The 24295-nt window shown below is 64.6% G+C and carries 21 protein-coding genes; 11 read left to right on the top strand and 10 right to left on the bottom strand.

From position 1 onward, the window contains the following. A partial coding sequence (locus BGO62_RS04870) for a transposase DNA-binding-containing protein (protein WP_296639842.1) occupies positions 1-619 on the bottom strand: 619 nt, incomplete at its 3' end. A gap of 154 nt (positions 620-773) precedes the next feature. Here BGO62_RS04870 and BGO62_RS04865 point away from each other — a divergent pair. The 10 genes from BGO62_RS04865 (at position 774) to BGO62_RS04820 (ending at position 12618) form a co-directional block, all read left to right on the top strand. Then, positions 774-1154 (top strand): hypothetical protein, encoded by a 381-nt coding sequence (locus BGO62_RS04865; RefSeq protein ID WP_296639841.1) that lies wholly within the window; start codon positions 774-776, stop codon positions 1152-1154. Positions 1155-1381: 227 nt separating this feature from the next. Beyond that, positions 1382-2848, top strand: coding sequence for a lipopolysaccharide biosynthesis protein (locus BGO62_RS04860; RefSeq protein ID WP_296639839.1), 1467 nt, complete (start codon positions 1382-1384; stop codon positions 2846-2848). Next, a complete protein-coding gene (locus tag BGO62_RS04855; RefSeq protein ID WP_296639838.1) occupies positions 2845-3660 on the top strand; it encodes a polysaccharide deacetylase family protein in 816 nt (271 codons plus the stop codon). The genes BGO62_RS04860 and BGO62_RS04855 overlap by 4 nt, the downstream gene beginning before the upstream one ends. Next, entirely contained in the window at positions 3657-4670 is a 1014-nt protein-coding gene (locus tag BGO62_RS04850; RefSeq protein ID WP_296639836.1) for a glycosyltransferase, read from the top strand. The genes BGO62_RS04855 and BGO62_RS04850 overlap by 4 nt, the downstream gene beginning before the upstream one ends. Continuing rightward, positions 4671-5633 carry a glycosyltransferase family A protein gene (locus BGO62_RS04845; protein WP_296639834.1) on the top strand — a complete coding sequence of 321 codons (963 nt, stop codon included), beginning with the start codon at positions 4671-4673 and terminating at the stop codon, positions 5631-5633. Between the two features lie 139 nt (positions 5634-5772). Next, positions 5773-6741, top strand: coding sequence for a glycosyltransferase (locus BGO62_RS04840; protein ID WP_296639832.1), 969 nt, complete (start codon positions 5773-5775; stop codon positions 6739-6741). A 9-nt stretch (positions 6742-6750) separates the two neighbouring features. Further along, positions 6751-7677 (top strand): glycosyltransferase, encoded by a 927-nt coding sequence (locus tag BGO62_RS04835; RefSeq protein WP_296639831.1) that lies wholly within the window; start codon positions 6751-6753, stop codon positions 7675-7677. Between the two features lie 2 nt (positions 7678-7679). Further along, the gene (locus BGO62_RS04830) at positions 7680-8516 is read left to right on the top strand and encodes a DUF2334 domain-containing protein (protein ID WP_296639828.1); all 837 of its coding nucleotides are present in this window, start codon (positions 7680-7682) and stop codon (positions 8514-8516) included. Continuing rightward, positions 8513-9481: a sulfotransferase gene (locus BGO62_RS04825; RefSeq protein WP_296639826.1), complete on the top strand. Its 969-nt coding sequence runs from the start codon at positions 8513-8515 to the stop codon at positions 9479-9481. The genes BGO62_RS04830 and BGO62_RS04825 overlap by 4 nt, the downstream gene beginning before the upstream one ends. Next, positions 9478-12618 (top strand): sulfatase-like hydrolase/transferase, encoded by a 3141-nt coding sequence (locus tag BGO62_RS04820; RefSeq protein WP_296639825.1) that lies wholly within the window; start codon positions 9478-9480, stop codon positions 12616-12618. The genes BGO62_RS04825 and BGO62_RS04820 overlap by 4 nt, the downstream gene beginning before the upstream one ends. On the opposite strand, the gene BGO62_RS04815 is transcribed toward BGO62_RS04820, so the two are convergent. Genes BGO62_RS04815 through BGO62_RS04790 form a run of 6 tightly spaced genes read right to left on the bottom strand, consistent with a single transcriptional unit; the run spans position 12594 to position 18475 of the window. Beyond that, entirely contained in the window at positions 12594-13421 is an 828-nt protein-coding gene (locus BGO62_RS04815) for a tetratricopeptide repeat protein (RefSeq protein WP_296639823.1), read from the bottom strand. The two genes, BGO62_RS04820 and BGO62_RS04815, sit on opposite strands and share 25 nt — an antisense overlap. Continuing rightward, positions 13421-14287 carry a glycosyltransferase family A protein gene (locus BGO62_RS04810; RefSeq protein WP_296639822.1) on the bottom strand — a complete coding sequence of 289 codons (867 nt, stop codon included), beginning with the start codon at positions 14285-14287 and terminating at the stop codon, positions 13421-13423. Before BGO62_RS04810 ends, BGO62_RS04815 begins: the two co-directional genes overlap by 1 nt. Next, entirely contained in the window at positions 14277-15428 is a 1152-nt protein-coding gene (locus BGO62_RS04805; RefSeq protein WP_296639820.1) for a glycosyltransferase family 4 protein, read from the bottom strand. Before BGO62_RS04805 ends, BGO62_RS04810 begins: the two co-directional genes overlap by 11 nt. A 4-nt stretch (positions 15429-15432) precedes the next feature. Next, entirely contained in the window at positions 15433-16362 is a 930-nt protein-coding gene (locus tag BGO62_RS04800) for a glycosyltransferase (protein WP_296639819.1), read from the bottom strand. Beyond that, positions 16359-17552: a hypothetical protein gene (locus BGO62_RS04795; RefSeq protein ID WP_296639817.1), complete on the bottom strand. Its 1194-nt coding sequence runs from the start codon at positions 17550-17552 to the stop codon at positions 16359-16361. Before BGO62_RS04795 ends, BGO62_RS04800 begins: the two co-directional genes overlap by 4 nt. Further along, positions 17549-18475 (bottom strand): sulfotransferase, encoded by a 927-nt coding sequence (locus tag BGO62_RS04790; RefSeq protein WP_296639816.1) that lies wholly within the window; start codon positions 18473-18475, stop codon positions 17549-17551. The genes BGO62_RS04795 and BGO62_RS04790 overlap by 4 nt, the downstream gene beginning before the upstream one ends. Positions 18476-18586: 111 nt before the next feature. Here BGO62_RS04790 and BGO62_RS04785 point away from each other — a divergent pair, with 111 nt between their 5' ends. Continuing rightward, positions 18587-20413: an asparagine synthase C-terminal domain-containing protein gene (locus tag BGO62_RS04785; RefSeq protein WP_296639813.1), complete on the top strand. Its 1827-nt coding sequence runs from the start codon at positions 18587-18589 to the stop codon at positions 20411-20413. Positions 20414-20432: 19 nt separating this feature from the next. On the opposite strand, the gene BGO62_RS04780 is transcribed toward BGO62_RS04785, so the two are convergent. From BGO62_RS04780 to BGO62_RS04770, 3 genes are read right to left on the bottom strand one after another with little or no spacing between them, the layout of a single operon-like run. Continuing rightward, on the bottom strand, positions 20433-21869 hold the full coding sequence (locus BGO62_RS04780) for an MBOAT family O-acyltransferase (RefSeq protein WP_296639811.1): 1437 nt from the start codon (positions 21867-21869) through the stop codon (positions 20433-20435). Between the two features lie 6 nt (positions 21870-21875). Next, the gene (locus tag BGO62_RS04775) at positions 21876-22868 is read right to left on the bottom strand and encodes a hypothetical protein (RefSeq protein ID WP_296639809.1); all 993 of its coding nucleotides are present in this window, start codon (positions 22866-22868) and stop codon (positions 21876-21878) included. Between the two features lie 6 nt (positions 22869-22874). Continuing rightward, a complete protein-coding gene (locus BGO62_RS04770; protein WP_296639807.1) occupies positions 22875-24197 on the bottom strand; it encodes a putative O-glycosylation ligase, exosortase A system-associated in 1323 nt (440 codons plus the stop codon). Between the last annotated feature and the right edge of the window lie 98 nt (positions 24198-24295).

Below are 24295 nucleotides of genomic sequence, written 5' to 3'. Positions count from 1 at the left end.
ACAGTTTGCCCCCTTCGGGCAGCGCCCGGTTGTGCTGGGAGCGGACCAGCCAGTCGGCGGGATGCTCCAGATCGCGGGCTTGCGCCATCAGGGCCACGATGTCGGCCTCCCGATCCGCCACGTACACCAGACGGGTGTCCGGCAGGCTGGCCGCCAGTTCGGCGATGCGCATGTAGCCTTCCGTCCAGCGGGTGCTTTCCAGCAGGCCGCCCCGTTGTCCGTCCGCGTCCTTGGGCTCGCGCGCCCACATCCAGGCATCCAGCACCCCCAGGGGTTCCCGTTCCGGGCTAACCGCGTAGGTGGGATGGACGTACATGCCACGCTGCGCTTCATAGGACAGCGGTCCCAGACCGGCAATGCCTTGCCCGTTGAAGTCCAGTTCCGTGGTGTCCTGCAGGCACAGGACGACGGGATGGGCGCGCATGCGCGCCTCGGAACTGCGCCAGTGCGGCGCAAGGATGGCTTCCCATTCAACGTCGTCCTGGGACAGAAAGCGATACGCCGCCTGGGTTTCCGCCCAGCCTCCGCACGCTTGCGGAATGCTGGCCATCGGATTGGCGGCCATGCGCTCGGCCAGCAGCACCGTGCGCTTGTCCAGACGCCTGTCGCCGAGATCGATATCCTTGAACTCCTCCGCCGCCCAGCTCATCACGCAAACCTCGTATTACCAGAGAAGTCAGCATGTTACGGTGAGGCATTGAAGTTGTGTGTAATGGGATGAGCCAGGCCAAGTTGCCTATGGTTACGATTGTTTCGTCTTTCCAAGATCGTATGTGCCGCAGCTTGACCTCGGCAATTGCTGCATTGGCGCGGCCTATTTCGATTATCTGCTCTTCATCGCGCTGGACGCCGTGAGCGGATTTCGCGCAAAACGAATCAATGATCGTGCGCTCACGTTTCATCTTGGCAACGATATCGCTTGGAGCAGCCAGATCGACTACATTGAGCACAATCTGGCCGAGTCCCTCGGGGCCATTCAGCGAATGCACAAGCATTTCGACGTGCCCATGGACAGCAACTTTGCGCGCATGGAACATTCGCAGTTTCTTCCCCATGCGCGTATCGACAGCCGGCTGCTCAGAAAACTGAAACGCGTACCCGGTATCGGACCATTGGCCCTGCGGGTCAAGCGATGGCTGGGCAAAAGTCATTAATGAAATGTGCCGCCCTGCCAGGCATGGGTTTTGCTGGATTCCAAGGCGAACCTGACGCGCGCCTTGCTTCATGGGTGTTCTCCGTGAATCACGCATCATGGGCAAAACGCCTCGCTCGACAGCGCTTGCCTTGCCGTGACTCATCGAACAACATTGCCGCCTCTTGACTGCATAGCCGTGACCTCTATCCATGCCAGCTTGTTGGCCCTTACCCGTTCGATACACCCATGAGCCTCGGTAATACCATCCGCCACGGCGCCAAATGGGTGCTCATCGGCAACACCGGCAGCCAGATCATCAACTTCGCCCTCGGGCTGGTCCTCGCACGCCTGCTGATGCCGGCCGAATTCGGCATGGTGGCGACCATCCTGATCTTCACCAGCCTGGCCGGCTTCGTCGCCGGCGGCGGCATGGGACAGGCAATCGTGCGCGCAAAGGAGGCGTCGAAGCGCGATTACGATCTGCTGTTCACGCTGCAATTCCTCATCGGACTGGCAATCGTCGGTTTCTTCTTTGCCATCGCTCCCTGGTTCGGGCGCTGGTACGCCAATCCCCTGTATGCCGACCTGTTGCGAGTAGCGGCACTGTCCTTCCTGATCCGACCCTTCTTCAACGTGCCCAGCAACATGCTGCACCGGGAAATGCGCTTCAAGGCAAAAACAGCGGTACAACTGGCCAACCTGGCAATCTACAACAGCATCGCCTTGAGTCTGGCTTATCTGGGCCACGGCCCCTGGAGCCTGATCCTCGCCGGCCTGTTCAGTTCGATGGCGGGCGCCCTTCAGTTTGCCTGGTATGCGCGCTGGCGCCCCGGCCTGTGCTTCGACTTCGGGCGCGCGGGCGAATTGATGCGCTACGGACTTCTGGCCTCCAGCAACAACATCGTTTGCTACATACGTGCCCAGTTGCCCACCTTCGTTCTGTCGCGCAGCCTGGGCCCCGCCGGCGTGGGACTTTACAACAAGGCCGAGAGCCTCGCGGCGCGTCCGCATGGCTTCATCACAGGCTCGGTGTATGAGGTGCTGTTCCGTGCGCTCGCCAAGGAACAGGACAACCTCGACAAATCTCGCTACCTTTTTTTCCGCAGCCTCACGCTGGTCGCCGTCTATGCTCTGCCGTTCTATATCGGTTTCCTGTGGCTGGCCAAGCCGCTGGTGGTGACGCTGTTCGGCCATCGCTGGGCCGATTCGGCCGCCCCCTTGATGATCCTCAGCCTGGCCGCTCCGCTGATGATGATCGAGAACCTGTCGGGCGCGGTTCTCGCCGCCCGCAGCTGGCTGGGCAAGGAGCTTGTCGCGCAATCCATCATGATCGGCGTTGCCGCGGCCGCCATCCTGGCCGGTCTGCCTTACGGATTGACCGGCGTGGCGACCGGCATGGTCTGCGCCCTGCTCTATATCGCCCTTCACATGTTCTGGCTCGCCAAGCGGTCGCTCGATGCCCGCTGGATTGACCTGGCTCGGGCTTTCATGCCGGCAACGCTGCTCAATGCCATCCTGATTGGCACTCTGTGGCTTGCCAATCATGCCATCCCGCCATCCATCCAGTCGGTCGATGCGCTGTACGTGTTGTTCATGACGGCTGCGGGCGGACTGGTTTATGCAATCTGCTTCCTGTACCTGCCGATTCCGGCCCTTGCGTCGGAAACTGATCGCTGGAAAGCAAGGCTCAGACTCATGAAAGCGCCCTCATGACCTGGATCGATCCTCTCGCGCGCAGGCTCCATCGACATGCCGGCCGGCATGGACCGATCGTACTGATGTATCACGCCATCACACCCGGCAAGGGTACGCCCGCCTGGCCTTGGGCCGTGTCGATGCAACGGTTTCGCGATCAGCTTGATTTTCTGGCCACCGCAGGCTACACCACGCCAACCATGGCCGAACTGGTCGCCATGCCCGCAAAGAGATGGCCGGAACGCACCGCAGTCATCACGTTCGACGACGGCTACGTCGACAACCTCGCTGCCTGCGAGGAACTGCAAAAACGCGGCATGCGGGCAACCTGGTTCATCGTCAGCGGCTCGATCGGACGCGAACCCGCCTGGCCGGCCGATGGCCGGCCTGTAGGACGTCTGCTGAATGCGGCCGAACTGCGCGAGATGCAGGCAGGCGGCATGGAAATCGGCTCGCACACGGTGGGTCACGCACGGCTAACGGAAGTTGACGACATCCGGCTGATGCAGGAGCTGACCGATTCCAAAGCAACACTTGAGGCTATTCTTGGCAATACGGTCGCCAGCTTTGCCTATCCCTATGGTGTCTGGGACACGCGTTGCGCCGCGGCGGTACAACAGGCCGGCTACCTCTCGGCCTGTACCACCCGCAGCGGCTGGGCATTGCGCGACGAGGATTCATTCCGGTTACGGCGCCTGACCGTTTTCAATACCGACACCACCAGCGTATTGGTCCGCAATCTGTGCTTTGGAGACAACCAGACCACCTTTACTCGATTGCTGCGCTATCAATTTGGCCGTCTTGCACATCGCGTTTCCACGCAGCCATGAGCGTTCACATTTCCGTTGTCATTCCCTGTTATAACGGTTCGGCTTTCCTGCGTGAAGCGATTGACTCGGCTTTAAACCAGAACAATGTCGATTGTGAAGTCATTGTGGTCAACGACGGTTCCATTGACGACTCGTTTGCGATCATGGAGAGCTATGGCCCGCGCATTCGTATCGTCAATCAACCCAATTCCGGGCTTCCCGCCGCGCGCAATGCAGGAATACGTGCCGCAAGCGGTGAGCTGTTTGCGTTTCTGGATGCCGATGACTGGTGGGAAGCGGACTTCCTGTCAAAGATGTCCGCGGCGCTGGACGCAAACCCCAAGGCAGCCGTTGCCTATTGCGGCTGGAGAAATGTTGGATTGCCGGGAGGGCGTGGCGAACCCTTCATTCCGCCCGACTATGAATCCATGCCCGACAAAACAGAGAAAATATTCTGTAGTCCACGCTGGCCTGTTCACGCAGCCATGATCAGACGCAATACCTTGTTCGAAGCAGGGCTATTCGACCCAACACTGAAAAGTTGCGAAGATTTTGCGCTCTGGCTGCGCAGTGCGATTCCCCATCCCATCGTACGCGTGCCAGCGGTTCTGGCCTATTACCGTCATCACGACAACCAGATGATCGGCAACCGAGCACGAATTGCTTTGTCGCATTACGAGGTTCAGCGCACTTATTTGACCCAGCATCCGGAAATAGCCGGCATGTTCACGCGCGACACCCTTCGCGCGCTGAGTGACGGCGAACTGCTCATGCGTGGCTATGCCAGCTATTGGGAACGCGACCTGCCCGCCGCCCGGCGAATTTTTCGTGCGGTGATGAAACAGGGCTATGGCACACTGAGGGACTGGAAGTACATGCTGCCGGCGCTGCTTCCCTTGCCGCTCCATCGGGCATTGGTCCGCCTGATGGAGCAGGGCCAAGGGGAAAAGCCTTTCCCGGAAAGGAGCGGGCAGGCCGACTCGCCTCGCGCGCCCGGCCAAACCAGGAAACATGACCTTGGTGAAGACTGAATGCTGATCACCGTTGCGGTGCCAACCCACAACCGCCCCCAGCTACTGCGCGAAGCGCTCGCCAGCATCGTGGCCCAGACCCACCCGGAATGGGAAGTGGTGGTAGTGGACGACGGCTCCACGCCGCCCGTGCTCGAATCCACGCTGCGTGACTTGCTTGGCGAGCGCTTCATTCTGGTTCGGCACGATCAGGCACAGGGAATCGCCGCCGCCAAGAATGCGGGCGTCGCTGCTGCCCGGGGCGAAGTCGTGGTACACCTGGACGACGACGACCTGCTCGCCCCCACGGCGCTGGCGCAGATCGCCGCAGCCTATGCCCGCCACCCGGGGCTGGAATGCCTGTTTATCAACGTCGAACCTTTTGGCACCTATGCGCCAGGTACGGCTGCCAACCAGTCGCATGCCATGGCCGGGCTGCTTGAACGTGCGCAGCGCACAACGGAGCACGGCGTGGCTTTCTTCAGCCGGGGGCTTTTTGCCGCGCTACTCAAGTCCGTGCCGATGGCGATGCAGCGCCCCGCCGCACGCAAAACCGTGTGGGACAGAGTCGGCCCGCTGCGCAAGGACAGCTACCTGCCGGAGCCGGAATGGGCCATGAAATCCGCGCTGTTATGCGAACCGGCACTGTTGTTGCAATATGCCTACCTGGCCCGCATGGACGGGCAAAACAATGTGTCGGTGCCCGAGCAGAAAGTAAAGCACATGCGCGCCGCCGTAGACATCCGCAAAACTTTGCTCGCCTGGATTGAGCGCAACCCTGCGCTTGCGGGGCGCGCCGACGAGGTCAAGCACAGCCTGGCTAGCGTCTACTTCAACCAGGCCTACCATCACCAGCGCAGCGGCCATTGCAGGGCTGCCTGGCGGCCACTGCTTGCCTCCTTCGTCACGCATCCGCAATGGTATAACCTGCGCTTCGCCTTGCGCCTGCTGGCAACCTGCATCAGGCGCCCCAAGGCCGATTGAGCCTGCCCACATCCTCCTGCGCGTCGATTCGACAGGGCTATGGCACACTGCGAGACTGAAAACACGGCCGCGCGCCAGGCTACTCGACACCAGGCAGCGATGACAGGCCGGACAATGCGACAGGAAGCACAGACTATCGATGGACAACTTTGACCCCGCGCTGATTTCCGTCGTCATGCCCTGCTACAACGCCGCGCCTTATGTGGAAGAGGCGATCGAATGCGTGCTGCGGCAAAGCTACCGGCAGGTCGAGCTCATCGTCGTGAACGATGGCTCGCACGACGCATCCGCGGAGATCATCGCGCGACTGGCAGACGGCAATCCTGACCGCATCAGCGTGCTGCACCAGACCAACAGCGGGCCTTATGCGGCACGCAATCAAGGACTGTCGCATGCGCGCGGCAATTTCGTCGCCTTCCTGGACGCCGACGATTACTGGCATCCCGACGCACTGCGTCAATTACATGCCGCCATGACGCAAACCCTGGCCGATGTGGCCTATTGCGGCTGGCAAAATGTGGGGGAGTCTGCCGTCAACACGCAGCCCCACATCCCGCCCGATTACACCGCAACCGATGCGGCCGCCGTATTCCTGCAATCCTGCCCGTGGCCGATCAATGGCGTACTGATACGGCGTCAGCTTATCGACACCTTGCGCGGATTTTCGGAACGGCTCCCCACCGCCATGGACTACGATTTGTGGCTGCGCATGCTCACCGCCCAACCCGTCGTGGTACGCGTGCCGGAGGTACTGGCGTATTACCGGCGCTACCCGCGCGGTGACGCGCATATCCCGCGCTGGCGGCAGGTGTTCGACGCCATCGCCGTGCGGGAGGACTTTGCCCGCCGCCACCCCGCGCAAATCGAGCATCTCGGCCGGGCCGAACGCGACGCCCGGATCTACGGCTCGCTGCTGCTTGAAGCCTATCGCTGCCATTGGCGACGCGACACCGATTCCTCGCGGCGCCTGTTCCGGCGCGCATTCCGCAAGGCCGACTGGAAGGCGCGCGACGTCAAATACCTGCTGGCCAGTTTCTTGCCTGCATCGGTATTCGAGTCGCTGATCCGGCTGATCGACACCCGGCGCAGCACGCGTAATTCCATTTGAACGCTCGTCATGCCCGTACTTACCTTTGCCTTTTGTACCTATAACCGTGCGGACCGCCTGGAAAAACTCGTGGCGGCGATGCGCGCGCAAACCTGTCCGATTCCTTTCGATATCCTGGCCATCAACAACAACAGCAGCGATGGAACGGTCGCCATCCTCGACCGGTTGCAACAGATGCCGGGACCGGCGCTGCGCTGGGTGACCGAATCCGTGCAGGGAATCGTGGCCGCGCGCAATCGCGGCATCGCCGAAGCGCTCGACCGCGACATCCTGGTTTTCATCGACGACGACGAGACGCCGCTGCCCGGCCTGCTTGACGCAGCGGTCGACGCCATCCTGAACGAAGGCGCAGCGTGTGCGGGGGGCCGCGTGGAGATGGATTTCACGACCGCCACGCGGCCGCGCTGGCTGGAAAACGATCTGCTCGGCTTTCTCGCCGCCGTCGATCACGGGCCGGAACGTTTCTGGATCGAGGACGCCAGTACACCCATCTGGACCGCCAACATCGCATACGACATGCGCCTGTTCCGCGACGACCCGACCCTGCGCTTCGATATCCGCTACAACCGCGCAGGCAAGGATATCGGCGGCGGCGAGGATGCGATGATGCTGCGTGCCCTGCTCGAGCGCAAAGCCCGTATCCGTTACCGCCCCGAAATGGCTGTGCTGCACGCCGTCGAACCCTGGCGGCTCCGGCGCAGCTATTTCCTGAAGCTGCATTACCGGGCCGGAATTCGTCATGGCCAGCTCGCCCTCCCAGGCTACCCGAAAACCCTGCTCGGCATCCCGCCTTTCATGATTACGCAGTTCCTCGGACACTGCGTCCGCACCTTGAAGCTGGCACTGGGCGGCAAGCCGGGCCTGATCCGCCAGGCGATGAATGCTGCCCATGCGCTGGGCAGCCTGCAAGGCTACCGGAGCCGGTCCGGCACCTGACCATGATCGATGTCGCCATTCGTTTCGACGATCCGTCCGCCATCAGCGACCATGCGCTCGAGCGGGCGATATTGCACGCCATGGACAGGCACGCTGTCTGCGCTACCTTCGCGGTCGTCCCGCATGCCGGGCAGCAAGCCTTGTCTGCCGGCAGCGTGCCTCATCTGATCGAGGCTCGGCGGGCCGGCCGGCTGGAAATCGCCCAGCACGGTTTTTGTCATGAATCCTCCCGTCCCGATGCCAGCCTGCCTTCCGAATTCTCAGGCCTGGATGGTGCGGCGCAAACCGAAAAAATCACAGCCGGCCGGACCGCGCTTGAACAGGTTTTCGGCGTGGCAATATCGGGGTTCGTGCCGCCGTTCAATACCTTCGATCAGGTCACCGCTTCCATTCTCTCCGAGCAGGGTTTCCTCTATCTTTCGGCGGGCAGCGAGCACGGCCTGGTCGAATCCGGCCATCTCGCCCAACTGCCGCGCACCTGCCAGATCACCGAGCTCCGGCGCGCCCTGTCCGAGGCGCGCCGCCGGCCGAATGGCGATCTGGCGGTCATCGCCGTCATGCATCATTACGACCTGCAGGAATCGGGGCTGGCCGGCGCGGCCCTGACCCTCCAGGACCTGTCGGAATTGCTCCAATGGCTCCGGCAACAGCCCGATGTGCGATTGAACACATTGAGCCAGCTGGCAGCACGGCACGATGCACGCACCTGGCACAAGGCGGTGCAACGCAACCGCTGGGTGCAACGACGGCATTGGCGCATCCGTTCCGTTTTTCCGCGGTATGGCCTCATGCCCCACGCCCTGTTCAAATATGTCCGTTTGACTGGAATCTCCACGTGATCACGTCTCCTCCGCCTGCATCATGTCGACAAGGCCCGATCTTCATCGTTGGCGCACCGCGCTCCGGCACCACCATGCTGCAGTACCGGCTGCGCAATCATCCGCACATTTCGCTCCCCACCGGAGAATCGCATTTCTTCATTCCGCTGTACCGAAATCGGGAAAGCTATGGCGATCTCCGTCAGCCGGACAATATCCGTCGCGTGCTGCAGGCCATGCATGGACAAAGCCGTGATTTCCTGGAGACCGATCTGCATGGACTGAAATTCGACGTCGACACGCTAACCCGGGAATTTCATGCCGAGGGCCGGTACACGATGCCGGCAATCATTTCGGGCCTATTCGAAAAAAACGCACGGGGCGAAGGAAAGTCCAGATGGGGCGACAAGACCCCCTATTACGTGATGCACCTCCCCAAACTGCTCGAGTGGTTTCCCGATGCCCAGATCGTGCATCTGATCCGCGACGGGCGCGATGTCGCCCTGTCGCTGTTCGGCAGACAGCATGATTTCTCCGTCTACAACACCTATTTCGCGGCGGAATACTGGGAAAGCTACGTGGAGAAAGGCCGCGCGCTGGGCAGCCTGTTGACGCCCCGGCAATACATGGAGTTGCGCTACGAGGACTTGCTTGCGCGCCCCGAAGACAGCATGCAACGGATCTGCACATTTCTGGGCGAACCCTACTCGGCCGAGCTGTTTGCCGTCACGGCGGTCGACGACCCGGGCAAGACCCCGCTGGTGCACGAACCGCTGAAAGCCGACAACGCGGGAAAATGGCGCAGCAAGATGACGCCAGCCCAGATCAGGGCGTTTGAAAGCGTGGCCGGCAAGACCTTGCGCGAGTTCGGCTACGATCTGGTCACGCCGGGCACGCCGCCCGCACTCGCCGTGAAAGCCGCCTACCGCCTGCATAACAAGCTATTGACCCGTTTCTGGAAACGTACCCGGCGGGCACCCGCGTGACCGCGCTCACCATCCTCATCTGCACCCACAACCGGGCAGACCTGCTGCAAAAGACCCTGGCGTCGCTCAACCGGGCGCGCCGTCCTGCCATGCCCGTGCAGATCCTGGTGGCCGCCAATGCCTGCAGCGACGACACCGTGGCGCAGATGCAGGCGTATCAGGTCCGTCAGGCAGCTGAAAATGGCTTGCTGCTGCAGATACTCGACGTGCCGACACCCGGGAAATCGCATGCGCTGAATGCCGCCATCCCGACCATCGAAACCGAACTCATTGCCCTGGTGGACGACGATCACCGGGTGGACGAACACTATCTGACGGCCATCGAGCAGGCTGCCGCGACCTGGCCGGAGGCCGGCCTGTACTGCGGAAAAATCCTCCCGGACTGGGATGGCAGCGAACCGGCCTGGGTGCACGACGATGGGCCCTACCGCATTTATCCGTTGCCGGTTCCGCGTTACGACCAGGGTGACGTACCCCGTGCCATCACCGCCGAGACGGGCCCCATACCGGGCGGCGGCAATCTGATCGTGCGCCGCCATGTGTTCGAACTGGCCGGCCAGTTTTCCACCGAACTGGGCCCGCACGGACACGACCTGGGCGGAGGCGAGGACAGCGAATACGTGCTGCGCGCCCTGGCGCGCGGAGAACGCTGCCAGTACGCACCGGACATCGTGCAGCACCACTACGTCGACACCGAGCGGCTTCGACTCGGCTATCTGCTGAAAAAAAGCTATCAACGCACCCGTTCGACCGCCCGTATCCACGGCGGCGGCTCGGTCCCGTTGTATATGTGGCGCAAGCTGGCCGAGTACGGATTCCATAGCCTTCTCGGCCTGTCATGGGCCAAGCGGCGGTTTTACTGGGTGCGCACGGCAGCCGCACTGGGCGAGATACGAGGCCGCAGCGAATCGGGGCATCGCGGCAAACGTCTGGCCCTGCCGCCCGATCGCGGCAGGTTGCTCACCGAGGTGCTGGCACTCGTCACCGCCGCCAGCGGCTTGCTCGCCTGGTTTGCCAGCGGCGACGCCCGCTGGTCCGGCGTGCTGGCGGCACTCGGCATGGCGGGGCTGGGCACAGCCGCATTGCTCGCCAAATCGCTGCTCGATTTTTCGCAGACCGGACCCCGGATCCGCGAGGAAGTGCTCACCCACTACCAGCGCTATACCCTGTTTGCGCTGGCGCGGCTGTCGGCGTGGGCGTTCGCCCTGATGCTGTTCACCGGCGGCGCGGGGGTGCTGCTGTACTTCATGCTCCACACCGTGGCCGGCGTCCGCTGGTCGGCCGGCCTCGCCGCCGCCGCCGCCCTCCTCGGCATCCTGGGCGGCTTCATGCTGCAATTCATCCGCGCGCTGCGCTTCAATCCCGGCCTGCTGGTGGCATCGATGCATTACCGAACCAGCCGCTTGTACCGTCTGTGGCAGTGGGCGACGCCGGCACGCATTGCGCACATGCAGTCGCTGGGAATGGGGATGGCCGGACTGCTGCTGGCGGCGGCCTCCTGGCAACTGGCGAAGGAAAACCGGGCGGGCGACCTGATGGCGCTGTGGGCGAGCGCGCTGTTCTTTACCGGCTCGATCGCGTGGGCCGGCTGGCAGCCGCAGGCGCGCGCCCCGCACAAGCGTCCCGCGCGCGCGCCGGATGCCCCGCCCAACATCCTGATGATCGGCTCCGACACGTTGCGCGCCGACCGCCTGAGCGCGCTCGGCTACCGCCGCGCGCTGACTCCGCATATCGATCGGCTGGCTGCGAACGGCGCGCTGTTCGCCAACTGCTATGTGCCGTGCGCGCGCACTGCGCCGAGCCTGATTTCCCTGCTGACCGGCACCTGGCCGCACACGCACGGAATCCGCGACAACTTCGTCGACGATGAGGGCACACGGCTGAAAGTCGATGCCCTGCCCACGCTACTGAGAAAAGTCGGGTACCGCACGGCGGCGATCTCCGACTGGTGCGGCGCCGACATGGGCAAGTACTCCTTCGGTTTCGACTACACCGACCTGCCGGAAGACCAGTGGAACCTGAAATACCTGATTCGTCAGGGACCGAAGGATCTGCGCCTGTACGTCTCCCTTTTCACCCATAACCGGCTGGGACGGCTGTTCCTGCCCGAACTGTACTACCTGGGCGGAGTGCCGCTGACGCAGCCGCTGGGTAAACGGGCGCGGCGGCTGGTGGCGCGCCTGGCGGAAAGCGCGCAGCCGTTTTTTCTCAACGTGTTCTATTCCACCACGCATCCGCCGTTCGCCTCGGAATGGCCATGGTACACACGCTACGCCGACCCCGCCTATGCAGGCGAGTCCAAGTTCGCGATGGCGCGGCTGACCGATCCGTTCGAGATCATCCGCCGCCAGGGCGCGCCCAAGGAGGAATTCGACCTCGACCAGATCATCGATTTGTATGATGGCTGCGTGGCGGCATTCGACGACGAGGTGGGCAGGATGCTGGCCAACCTCGAAACCTGCGGGCTGGCCGACAACACGGTCGTCGTCGTCTATTCCGACCACGGCATGGAGTTTTTCGAACACGATACCTGGGGGCAGGGCAATTCCGCCGTCGGCGATTTCAGCCCGCGCATCCCGTTGCTGATCCGCGACCCGCGCCTGCCTGCGCGCGGCACGGTGGACAAGGTCGTGCGTTCGATCGACCTCGCCCCCACGTTGCTCGAACTTGTCGGCGCCCCGCCCGTCGCGTCCATGGACGGGGTATCGCTCGCCGGTTGTCTGGTGGTGGATGGCGCCTGCCCCGAACTCGACGCCTTCAACGAAACCGGCATCTGGATCGCGGACATTCCCGGCCTGCCGGATACGCACCTGCGCTACCCCGGCCTGCTGGAACTGATGGAGGTGCCGGACCGCGCCAGCGGCACCCTGGCGATCAAGCCCGAATACTGCAGGGCCGTCCTCGCCGCCAAAGACCGCATGATCCGCCACGGCCGCTGGAAGCTGGTATACCAGCCGCTGGACAGCGGCCATGTACTGCGGCTGTTCGATCTGCAGGCCGATCCCGCCTGCCAGCACGATGTATCGGAACGCCACCCGCAGGTGCGGACCGATCTATGGGCGAGATTGCAGGCGTTCGTGCAGGCGTCGGGGCAGCGGCCCGGCGACGCTGCTCAATCCGGGCAAAACCGGCAATAGGGGTTGGTCGGCGAACCGATCTTGGGCGCGGCAGCGGGTTCCGCCGCTGGCGCCGCTGGCGTCTCGGCCACAGGCGCGGCCGCAGCGGGCTCGGGCTCGGCCGCCGGGGCAGGCGTCGCCGGCCCGTCCGGTTTGGCCGCCGCTGCCTCGGCCGGCGCAGGCTCGATGGGGACGGGATACGGCAACTTGCCGCCCAGTTCGGTATAGCGGCGCTGCAGACTTTTGGCGTCCGGATTATGGCGCAGGCCTGCGGTCACCGTTTCCAGCGCCTTGCTGCGGTTTTTCTGCCTGTCGTACAAATCCGCCAACGTCATGTAGGCACGCGGCAGCCTGGGATTCATTTCGATCGCCTGGTGCAGGTTGCCGACGGCCTCGCCCGGTTTCTGCATCATCGACATCGCAATCCCGCGGTTCATCAGCGCCTCCGCCCGTAAGTAGAAGTCCGGCTGGGTGTGCGTCAGGATGTAGTCGAAGTTGCGCACCGCCGCGCCGAGCACGCCGCGCCGGTCCTTGGCCGATGCCATGCCGCGCGCCCGGTTGACGAAATTGAGTCCGGCGCAGTAATGGTGGACGTGAATGAAGTCGCCGCCCATGGTGCTTTTCCAGGTTTGGAACGCCGCCGAACGCTCGTCGAAACGCGCTGCGCAGTAGGCTGGAAGCGTGGCCATCTCGGCCTTGCTGGGCGCCCAATCGGCCGCTGCGGATTGCACCATCGCGAGCCCGGCGCCCAGAACCAGCATGTTCTTCTTGAAGTGCCGCATCGCCAATTTCCTTTCGCCCTGTTGTTCAATGAAGTTGAGCATCACGCTGCCCTGATTTCGCGCACGGCCAGCCAGTCGAACAGGGTGTCCAGCCCACGCCAGCGCACGCTGAGCAGCTCGGGATAGCGCGGGTACAAAGCGCGCACATGCTGCGGCAGAGACTCGAAGCCGGCGGGCTGAATGGCGCGCCCGAGCATTTTGTTCTGGTAGCCGCGCACACTGTAGCGCACGCGCCGGCGGAAGTATTTCTTCCATTCGCGCGGCAGCCAGGGAGACACCGAGTCGAACGCGAACCCGGCCTCGCGCGCCACCACCACCCTGGCGTTGTCCCAGCGCGTGTCGCCGCGCAAATCCCATTTCAGCATCGCCCCCATCAAGGCATCTTCGCCGATGGTGCCGACGGGCATTTTGATGGCCTGGGCGCGAATGCGTTCGACGAAGCTGCCGCGCAGCCCATACAGATTCCCGGCGATGCCGTTGTCTTTCAGCATGTCGCGCTGAAATGCGGCCACGCCGCGGCCGCTTCGGGGCAGCGCCGATACGCCGTTGGCCTGCGGATGCAGCGCCAATGCCTGCGCCATGGCGTCGAGCGCGCCGGGCGTGGCACGCACGTCGCCGTCGATGAAGAAATAGTGCGCCGCGCCGCGCGGCGCGACTTCGTGCACGAACACATTCCAGGCGTTGGCCTTGTCGCCCAGCGCGATCGACACTAGGTGCACGCCGGGATGGCTGGCGCTGTATTCGCGCACCAGGGCTTCGGTGCGGTCAGTGCAGGCGTTGGCCAGCACGTAGTATTCGGCCGGATGGCCGGCGGCGGCCCGCAGGCTGTCGAGGCAGGCGACGATGTTGCGCGCCTCGTTGTGGGCGAACACGGCGACCGGCCAGGCTGTTTTCGTTTCAGTCATCATGCGTCCCGTGCAATGTGCGGGTCTTGTCGGCGACGCGTTCCCAGGCAAATTCGCGCTCGACCCGCTGCAGCGCGCGCTGTCCCCACTCTAGGGTCTGCGCCGGCTGCGTCAGCAGGCTGCGCAGGCCGTCCGCCACCGCCTCGACCGAGGTGCCGTCCACCCGCAACCCGGTCTCGCCGTGCAGCACCGCCGAACCGGTGCCGCCGGCTTCGCCCGCCAGGCTGGGCTTGCCGCAGGCGGCCGCCTCGATGAACACCATGCCGAAACCCTCATTGTCGCCGTTGATGTCGCGGTTGGGCATGGCGAACACGTCGCAGGCATTCAGCCAGCGCGGCAGATCGGCTTCCTTGACCGCGCCGATGCGGTGGGCGATGCCCTGCAGACGATGTTGCGCGATCAGGCCGTCGAGATAATCGGCGTCCTCGCCGATTCCCGCGAGGACGTAGCGCACCCCAATGCCTTCGCTGCGCAGCCGCGCCACCGCACGGATCGCCTGGTCGAAGCCCTTGCGGCGCGACAGCCGGCCGACCGAGAACACCAGCTTGTCGTCGCGGCCGACCCCCAGGCTTGCGCGCAAGTCCTCGGCGTCCAGTCCCGGCCGGAACACCGACACATCGACGCCGGGATAAATGACGACAATGCGGGCCGCGGCGACGCCCATGGCAAGCAGGGTGGCGCGCGTATGCTCGCTATTGGCGACGACCCGGTCGGCATGGCGCAGGGCAAACCGCATGGCCTTGTATTTGCCGCCGCTCCCCCAGCTGGTGAGCTCCTCGCCGTGGGCATAGACGATCACCGGGCGCCGGGTCAGCCGTGCCACCGCCCACGCCACCAGCCCTTCGGGCAGCGCGCGGAAGGCATGGATCGCATCGAAGCGGTGGCTGAGCGCCAGCGTCAGCGACTTGAAGAAAAAGCGTGCGTACATCGCCAGCGACTCGGGGCGCAGCCAGGCCACACGCTTGAGGTTCAGGCGATGAATGGTGTTGGGGTGCTGCACGTCGACCGCCGCCGCATCCGCCACCTCGGCGGTGACGATATGGATTTCCTTGCCGCCGAGGCGTTTGTACACCTCGGCCGCCCATACGGCGGTGCCGCCCTTGGTCGGCAAAAACAGTTCGGTCAGCACCAGCAGGCGGTTCAAGCGGTCACCCCCTCAGCATCGACAGCACGTTGCGCAGGCTCTGCCAGCCCGGGCGCGCCGCCAATGAAGGCAATACGGCGCCGACTGCGGCAAGCCGCTGGCCGTTTTTGCTCAAGGCACAGCCAAGGTTGTAGCGGGCGTTTTGCATCCGCGCCGCCACTCCCTGCCTGACCGGCACCGGGAAATTTTCCGCCCGCTGCGCCAGATCGGCGAGGGTGCGCACGTTCTCCCGCTGCGCCGCCACCGGGTCGCGGCGGGTGGCGCTGCCGCCGTGGATCACATAGACGCCGAGACTTTGGCAAATCACGCCGATGCGGCGGCTGCCTGCCAGCAGCCGGGTCAGGAAATGCACGTCCTCGCACACCTTGAAGCCGATCGGATAGCCGCCCAGTTCGACAAAGCGGGCACGCGGGACGGAAAGCGTATGGGTGTCGCCGAAATGATCGGCCGTGAAGGCAGCCATCTCGGCTGGGGTTTCCATCACCACCCGCATCGCGCCGGCGGCCTTGGCGAGCAGCAGGCGCCCCGACGGGTGCTGCGCCATCGAGGTGCCGAGCAGGCCGCCTGCCGCATCGCGATATTCGTAATCGCCGGTCAGGCAATCCAGCGTGGCGTCTTCGGCGATCCATTCCGCGTGCAGCCTGATGCGGTCGTCCGCATACCAGTCGTCGGCGTCGAGAAACGCCAGCCAGTCGCCGCGGGCGGCCGCCGCACCGGCGTTGCGCGCCGCCGCGACGCCGCCGTTGTGCTGCCGGATCAGGCGCACGGCGCCGCCGAACTGGCGCGCGACCGCGGCGGTGGCATCGGTCGAGCCGTCGTCGACCACGATGATTTCGTATGCCGGCCAGCTTTGCACCAGCACCGATTCGATCGCGCGCGCCAGCGTGGCCGCGGCATTGAACGCGGGAATGACGACCGAGAAGCGCGGCGTCATGCCGCCCGCCCCAGCCAGGCCAGCGGCAGCGCCAGGCCGCTCAGCCGCGCCGTCCGGCGAAAGCGCGGAATCTCGTCCAGCCGCGCACGCCAGGCGGCGAAGCGCGGCCGCAGCCGGGACTCGACCCAGGCCGGGTCGCGTTCCCGCACGGCGCGCACCAGTTCCAGCGGCGAGAGAAAGCGCAGGCCGGGACAAGCGGCGAGCGCGGCGGTCAGCCCCGTTTCCAAGGCGGCGAGGCTGGCGTCCGGCGCCTGCAGGAAATTGAAGCGATGGGTTTCGACCAGGCAGGCGCGGCCCTGCCGGGTGCGCGCCTGCAGGCCTTCCAACAGACGCTGCGGCGGCTGGCCGAGCGCCGGCTCGAAATACACGTCGCGCACCAGATAGGTCGGCCCCGCCGGCGCACGCTCGCCCGTCAGCATCGTGGCATCCACGCAGCCCGGTTGCCCCCTGGCGTTGCGGCAGGTGGCGCGGCGGCCCGGCGTGATGACGGCTTCGATTCCTGCCTGCGCCCAGGCGGCCTCGACCGCGTCGTTCCAGACAAACGTAGTGGCGACCGCCACCTGCGGCGTATCGCCGAAAATGGCCCGGTAGGCGGCGGCCTCGGCGGCGGCGGCTTGCCGGATCGCCGCCGCTGCCAGCGCGCGCGACGGCAGGACGGAGGCGTCGACCCAGCGGCTTTGCAAATGCGATGGCAAGTCCTCGGTGGCAGCAGGCTCGGCGGCGGCGAGCCAGGCGCGCACGTCCGCATCGGCCTGCGCGGCGGCCAGCAGCGCCGGCGGCCAGTAGTGGCACTGGCCATGCAATTGCGGCGCGAACACACCCGCCCGGATGCCCTCCGTCATCGCCGCCCGGACGGCGTCGAAGCGGACATCGACCAGCGTCAGTGCGTGGTATTCCGCGCAGCCGGCCGCCGCGATGCGCGCGCCGTCGGGCACTTCCAGCACCACCCCCAGCGTCATCACGGCCGGCCGCCCGCTACCATCGCGCACGCGCTGCAACGACGCGGCCAGGCGGCGCAATGCGTCGGCCTGCGCCGGCGGTCCGGCGCCCCAGTCATCGCTTTCGATGACGAGCACCGGCTGGCGCAGCACCGGCTCGCGCCAGCGCGCGGCGAGCGGCGCGGCAAACGCCAGCAGCACGCCCGCCCACACCAGCAGCAGCATCGCGAAAGCGAGCGCCAGCGCCGTCATCGATACCCCATCCGGGCGGCCACCTCCGCCACCTGCGGCAGCACCCGCTCGATTTTTTCGCGGTTGCGGCCGTCCTTCCATTTGTCCAGCCGGATCTCCGAAAAGGCGTTGTAGGGGATATCGAGCACCTCGGCGCAATGCGCCTGCAGGCGCGCATCGAAGGCCAGCCCGCAGCCTTCGAACACCCGCCGGAAGGTGGCGACCGGATCGCGCAGGAAATCCTCGTAGAACACCTCGACCCATTGCCCGGCGGGCACCCCGTCCCTGGCATCGAGAATGGCCCGGTTGACGACGGCATACTGGAACGCGGCAACCTCTTCGACCGGCGCGCTCAGATAATTGCGCCAGCCCTCGGCAAGGAAGAAACACCACTGCTGCAGTTGCCCGTTTTCCACCGCCACCGCCGCCGGCAGATCGTTCGACCAGGTGGCGAATTCGTCCGGCTTTTTCCAGCCCTCGATCAGGGAATTGAGGTTGTCGCCCGGGCTGCGTTTGACGAAGACGAACACGGCATCGGGAAACAGCGCGCGCAGGTAGGGCACGCACAGGCCGTTCTGGTTGTTCTTGTCGACCCAGCGGTGGCGGCCGGTCCAGCGGTAAAAGTAGCGGCTGACGGCAGCGCGGTCCGCTGGGCTGGCATCGCCGGCGTCCAGCCCGTGGGTATCCCAGTTCTTGTCGGCCAGCGGGTGAAGGCCAGTCCAGTAATCGTGGGTTTCGCGTTGCAGGCTGCCGATTTCGCGCGACTCGGACAGGGTCTTGTAGACCAGCGTGGTGCCCGCGCGCGAGCAGCCGACCACGATGATGGGCCGCTCCGCCGGGCGCCGCGACATCGCCCAGCGCAACCCGCGCAGGCCGCGCCGCAGCCGGCGCGCATGGAACGCCAGCGTTTTCGTCACCTTGTCGAAAAACTCACTCAAACCCAAGCGCTTTCTTTCGTTATCAATCGGCCCCCCGGAGCACACAGGATTCGTGCCCGGCGGCAAGCTCGTTTATATTGGCGGACATTATCCCGCATCACGCTGACACAACACACCATGGATGGCATTTTTGGCTGGCTGGGCGATCACGGCGCCCATCAGGATCTGATCAGGCACATGGGGCGCGCGGCCTGCCTGTCGCCGGAAGGGCTGCTGCAGCAGCACAGCAGCCAGGTGCTGGGAGTGGCAGCGTGCTCGCGTTTCGGCAAGGCCGACATCCACGTTGAAAACGGCCTCGCCGCCGCGCTCCACGGGCGCCCGCGTTTTCTGGACGACGAACTGGCGCAGATCGCGCGCGACCAGAATCCGGCGATGGCGGTCGCGTACGGCTGGCTGCGCTTTGGCGAAAAGCTGCCGACGCTGATGCACGGCAATTTCGCTTTCGCGGTCATCGAGCCGCTGAAGAAGAAAGCCTGTCTGGCGCTCGACCGCGTCGGCGCCGAACGCCTGTGCTACGCGCAACGCGGCGGCCACCTGGTGTTCGGCAGCAGCGTGCAGAACGTGGCCGCCCACCCTGCCGTTGGGCGCAGCATCGATCCGCAGGCGATTTACGACTACCTGTACTTCCACACCCTCCCCGCACCGCGCAGCCTCTATCAGGGCGTGCGCAAGCTGCTGCCGGGGCAGATCGTCACCCTGAAAAACGGCACGCTCAGCAGCGGCTTTTACTGGCAGGCGGACTACGCTGCGGTCGACGCCGATTTCGACAGTCACCGCCGCGACTTTCGCGCCATCCTGGACCAGGCGGTGCGCGACGCCGACGCACCCGTCACGGCCGCGTTTCTTTCCGGCGGCACCGACAGCTCCACCGTGGTCGGCGCCCTCACCGCCGCGCGGCAAGCTCCGGTCGACACGTTTTCCATCGGCTTCGACGCCGCCGGGTTCGACGAGATGGAATACGCCCGCTGCGCCGCCGAGCGCTACGACAGCCGGCGCCACGAGTACTACCTGAAGCCCGCCGACATCGTGACCGCGATCCCCGTCATCGCGCGCGAATACGACGAACCGTTCGGCAACGCCTCGGCCGTGCCGACCTATTTCTGCGCGCAGGCGGCGCGCGAGGCGGGGTTCGAGCGCATGCTGGCGGGCGACGGCGGCGACGAAATCTTCGGCGGCAACGTGCGCTACGCCAAGCAGCGCCTGTTCGAGACCTACGCCCGCCTGCCGGCTTTGCTGCGGCACGGGATGATCGAGCCGCTGACGCTGCTGCCGGGCCTGTCCAGCCGCTTCCCGCTTGCCAAGCTGAAAAGCTATGTCGACCAGGCCAAGGTCGGCCTGCCGCTGCGGCTGGAGTCCTACAATTTTCTGCATCGCACGCCGCTCGAACAGATTTTCGCCACGGACTTCATCGACGCCGTCGACCCCTCGGCGCCGGGCGCCGCCCTGAGCGAAGCCTACGAGCGCACGGCGTCGGACCATTACATCAACCGCATGATGCATCTGGACCTGAAATTCACCCTGGCGGACAACGATCTGCGCAAGGTCGGCACCATGACCGAAGCGGCGGGCATCGAGGTGCGCTATCCGCTGCTCGACGACCGCCTGGTGGCCTTCGCCAACCACCTGCCGGTGGATTACAAGGTGCGCGGGCAGAAACTGCGCTGGTTCTTCAAGGAAGCCTTGCGCGACCTGCTGCCTGAACAGATCATCAACAAGACCAAGCACGGCTTCGGCCTGCCGTTCGGGGTATGGAGCACGCAATACGCCCCGCTCGGCGAGCTGGTCGGCGACAGCTTGGCCGACTTCAAGCAGCGCGGCTGGATCCGGCCGGCGTATCTCGACCACATGCTCGCCATGCAGCGCGGCCCGCATGCCAGCTATTACGGCGTGATGATCTGGCTGACCATGATGCTGGAGCAATGGCTGCAGGCGAACGAACACTGAGACGCGCCGCCGTGCAAGCTCAGAAATCGAAATAAATGAATTTCTGGCTGCTGCCGCCGAAGACAATGACGGCGAGCACCAATCCCGCGTAGGCCGTGCCGCGCAGCGTGAAGTGCAGCGCGCCCCAGCGTTGCAGGCCGCGTTTCAAGCTGCGTTCGATTTGCGGCTCCAGCAAGGTGAGCAACAGGCTGCCCCACACCAGCAGCTGCACATAGCTGCGCAGCGCCGGCGCTGCGGCGGCCGTGCCGCCCAAGCCCAGCATGGCGGCCGCGACGAGCCACGCGTCGTGAAACGTCGGCGCGCGAAAGAACACCCAGGTGATCCACACCAGCGCCAGCGTCAGCGGCCAGCCCAGCCAGGACAGGATGCGCGAAGCGTGCGAGCCGGCCGTCACGCCCGCCCTCGCATAGAACGCGAGCAGCAGGCGATGCAGCGCCAGATAGGCGCCGTGCAGGAACCCCCAGAACACGAATGTCCAGGCCGCGCCGTGCCACAGCCCACCCAGCAGCATCGTGATCATCAGGTTGGCCAGGTTGCGCGGCAGCCCGCGCCGGTTGCCGCCGAGCGAGACGTAAAGATAGTCGCGCAGCCAGCGCGACAGCGTGATGTGCCAGCGCTGCCAGAACTCGCGCACGCTGCGGCTGGTGTAGGGATAAAGAAAGTTGCGCGGCAACACGACCCCGAACGCCAGCGCCAAGCCGATCGCCATTTCGCTGTAGCCGGAAAAATCGAAATAGATTTGCAGCGCAAACACCGTGGCGGCAAGCCAGGCCGTATAAAAATCGAGCGTTTCGGGACGGCTGAAGAGTTCATCGGCCAGCGGCGCCAGGTTGTCGGCAAACAGCACCTTCTTGATCAGGCCGGCCATGAAAATCAGCGCGCCGAGCTTGATGTCGCGCGCCTTGAGCGGCTGCAGGTTTTCCAGCTGTTCGACCAATTCGGAGGCACGCAGGATGGGGCCGGCGATCATGTGCGGAAAGAAGGTGACGTACAGCCACCAGGCGCGGAATGAAATGCGCTGCGTCCATTCGCCGCGGTAGACGTCGATCATCACCGACAGCATGTGGAAGGTGTAAAAGCTGATGCCGAGCGGCAGCGCCCAGTCGCCCCAGCCGGGCGGCGCGCCGGGCAGCGGCAGGCCCAGCCAGGCGCCCAGCCCGAGCAGGCTTTCCAGCATCATGCCGAGGTATTTGACGACCCCCAGAAAACCGAGATTGAGCGCCAGCCCGGCCACCAGCAGGCGCTTGCTGCGGCTGGCCGACAGCGCGGAGTAGATCAGATAGTTGAGGCTGACCGACGCTGTCAGCAGGATGAGGTATGCCGGTTTCCAGGAGGCATAAAAAATCAGGCTGCCGGCCAGAATGACGGCGGCGCGCTCGCGGTAATTGCGCGCGCCGGCATAAAACAGCAGCAGCACGGCAAAAAACAGCAGGAAAGTCGGCGAACTGAAAACCATGGCCGGTCAAACTCCCCGCTCTGCAAGCTGGCGCCCCAGTTCGGCGCTGTAGCGTTGCGCCCCGCGGTTGTTCAGGTGGCCGGCATTGACGAATTCCGCAGGTGCGTAGCCGGTGGCGATGGGCAGCACGCTCACCCCTTCTTGCCGCAGCCGCGCCAGCAGTGCGCGATAAGGCGCAGCCGCCGGACTCGCATCGAAAAAGGCGGAAGGGCGGTCGCGCAACGGCGGAATCGTTACGAATACGCGAACCCCCCGGGCCTGCAGAAGCGCGATCGTGCGCCACAAAAAGGCCTCGACGCCGGGCGCAGGCGGCAATTGGGCGGCCGTTTCCTGGCGCACCAGCTGGATCCTGTTCTGCGCGGCCCCGAAACCTGCCCGATAGCCCAGATGGGCTGCCGCCGCGCCGCCTACCGGGTCGACCGAACGCATGCTCGCCTCGATGAAACGCAGCGCCTTGTCCGGCTCGCGCAGTTGCCGCAGATTGCCGCTGTACGACCACAATCGCAGATAGCTGCCCAGCCAGTCCCGGTAACGTCCGGCTTCCCACAGGGCGCTGCGATCGGCCAGGAAGCCGACGTAGCCCAGCGAGTCCTCATCCTGCAGGGCGCTCTCGTCCAGCCCCAGCACAACGGCTTGAATCCCCTCTCCGCCCAGCAGGCCGCGCGCATCCAGACGCCGGATTGCGCCGTGGTAGACCAGCGCATTGGCGCCGGGCAGGCCCAGATTGAAACCCCGCCGGTGGTCATCCGCCCATGCCCGGCCGAACGTGCGCGGGTCCACGCCATTATCGATCCGGCTGTTGCCGATGAACAGGACCGGTGGCGGGTTGTGTTCCACGTACTGCAGCTTGTCGTATGCCCGCCCCAGGGCAAACACCGCGCGGAACTGGTGGATCACCTGCTCGCTGTGCAGGGCGGACTCGACCAGCGCCAGCAGCAGCAGCGCCAGCCAGAACGCCCCTCCCAGGCCAGGTGGCAGACGCAGACGGGGCCAATGCACGGGAAATCAGGATCCCGGCCCGATACGGGCCTGGTGAAACCGGCTGGAAGGATGGAGGAAGCGCCCGCTTGCGGCCTGGTTCGCGGCAGGCACGGCATTGCCCAGCACCCCCGAAAACTTTGCCGCCAGTACCAGGACGATCATCAAGTGGTACGGCAAGTCAAAATAGCCCATTCCCAGGAATGCGCCGCCTGCGGCATAACCGACCAGGCTCACCTGAATCATGGCAGCCAGATCGGAAGCCCATTTCTTTTCGGGGTCATTCTTGCATCGCGTGATGATCTGCTGCGCCCGGATCCAGGCCATCAGGCCTAGCAGCATGAACAGGCCGAACCCGATAAATCCCTGCTCGCCCATGATTTCGAAATAAATGCTGTGCACGTCGCGCACGTTGAACGGGTCGGGCGCGTACTGGCGGAAAACCGGCGGCCGCCACATCTCGAAGCCGCCGCCGGTAATGCGGTCTTTCGCCACATTGAACGCGGTATGCCAGGCGTTGATCCGCCCCTGTGCGGACTGGTCCTGCTCGTAGGTCTCGATCGTGTTCATGCGGTCGTACCATGCCTGCGGCATGACCGATGCCATGATGCCCACGGCCACCGCCATGTAGATGCCGGTGACGAGCTTGTTGCGGCTTTTCAGCCACAGGAACAGCCCCATCGCCAGCATCGCCACCAGACCGCCGCGCGACTGGCTGCCAATGGCCGCGACGCCGGTCAGCACCATGGCGCTGGCCAGCCCGATGCGGATCCACTTGCGGGTTTCCTGCAGGTGCAGGTAACGGATGAGTGGAATCGCCATCACCAGCGCCAGCGCCAGTTCGTTGTTGCCCCCGATGAAGGTTCCGGACGGCCCCTGCACCCGGTAGGCGCCGCCGTTGAGAATGGTGAAAATCCCGCCCTTGACGCCATAAAAGCCGAACGACAGGGCGATCACCCAGATCAGCCAGTGCAGCTTGTGGCGATCGGTGATGATGAGCGCGGTGAGGAAGACCATCAGCTGGATCTTCCATACCTTGTTCCACTGCAGCCAGGCGGAATCGGAATAGAACGCGAAGAAGGTAGTGAACAGCATCCAGCCGATAAAGATCAGCAGGACGATGGTTTCCCGCGTCCATGGCATCTCTTTTTTCTCCTTCGACGCCATGAAAGCCACGATGGTGACCAGGCCGACGATCATGGAGAACGGCAGATCGTAGGCGAATCCCCATGCCAGCCGGTGCGGATTCATGTAGCCCAGCCACGACCACAGCAGGATGCCCAGCCAGGGGCGCTTGAACACGAAAGGAAGCAGGCCGAAAATCAGGCCGGCAATGAATAGGTCTCTCATACGGATTGGGTTTTCTGCGCCATCGGTGAAATCATGATGTCCGCCATATTCATCATCAGGGCATCGGCAAGGTTTCCAGCATTCAGGGTACACAATTG

It is taken from the genome of Thiobacillus sp. 65-1402 (assembly GCF_001897685.1).
Lineage (GTDB): Bacteria > Pseudomonadota > Gammaproteobacteria > Burkholderiales > Thiobacillaceae > Thiobacillus.
The sequence above is the reverse complement of the archived record's forward strand: the minus strand, read 5'-3'. Positions and strand labels throughout refer to the sequence as shown.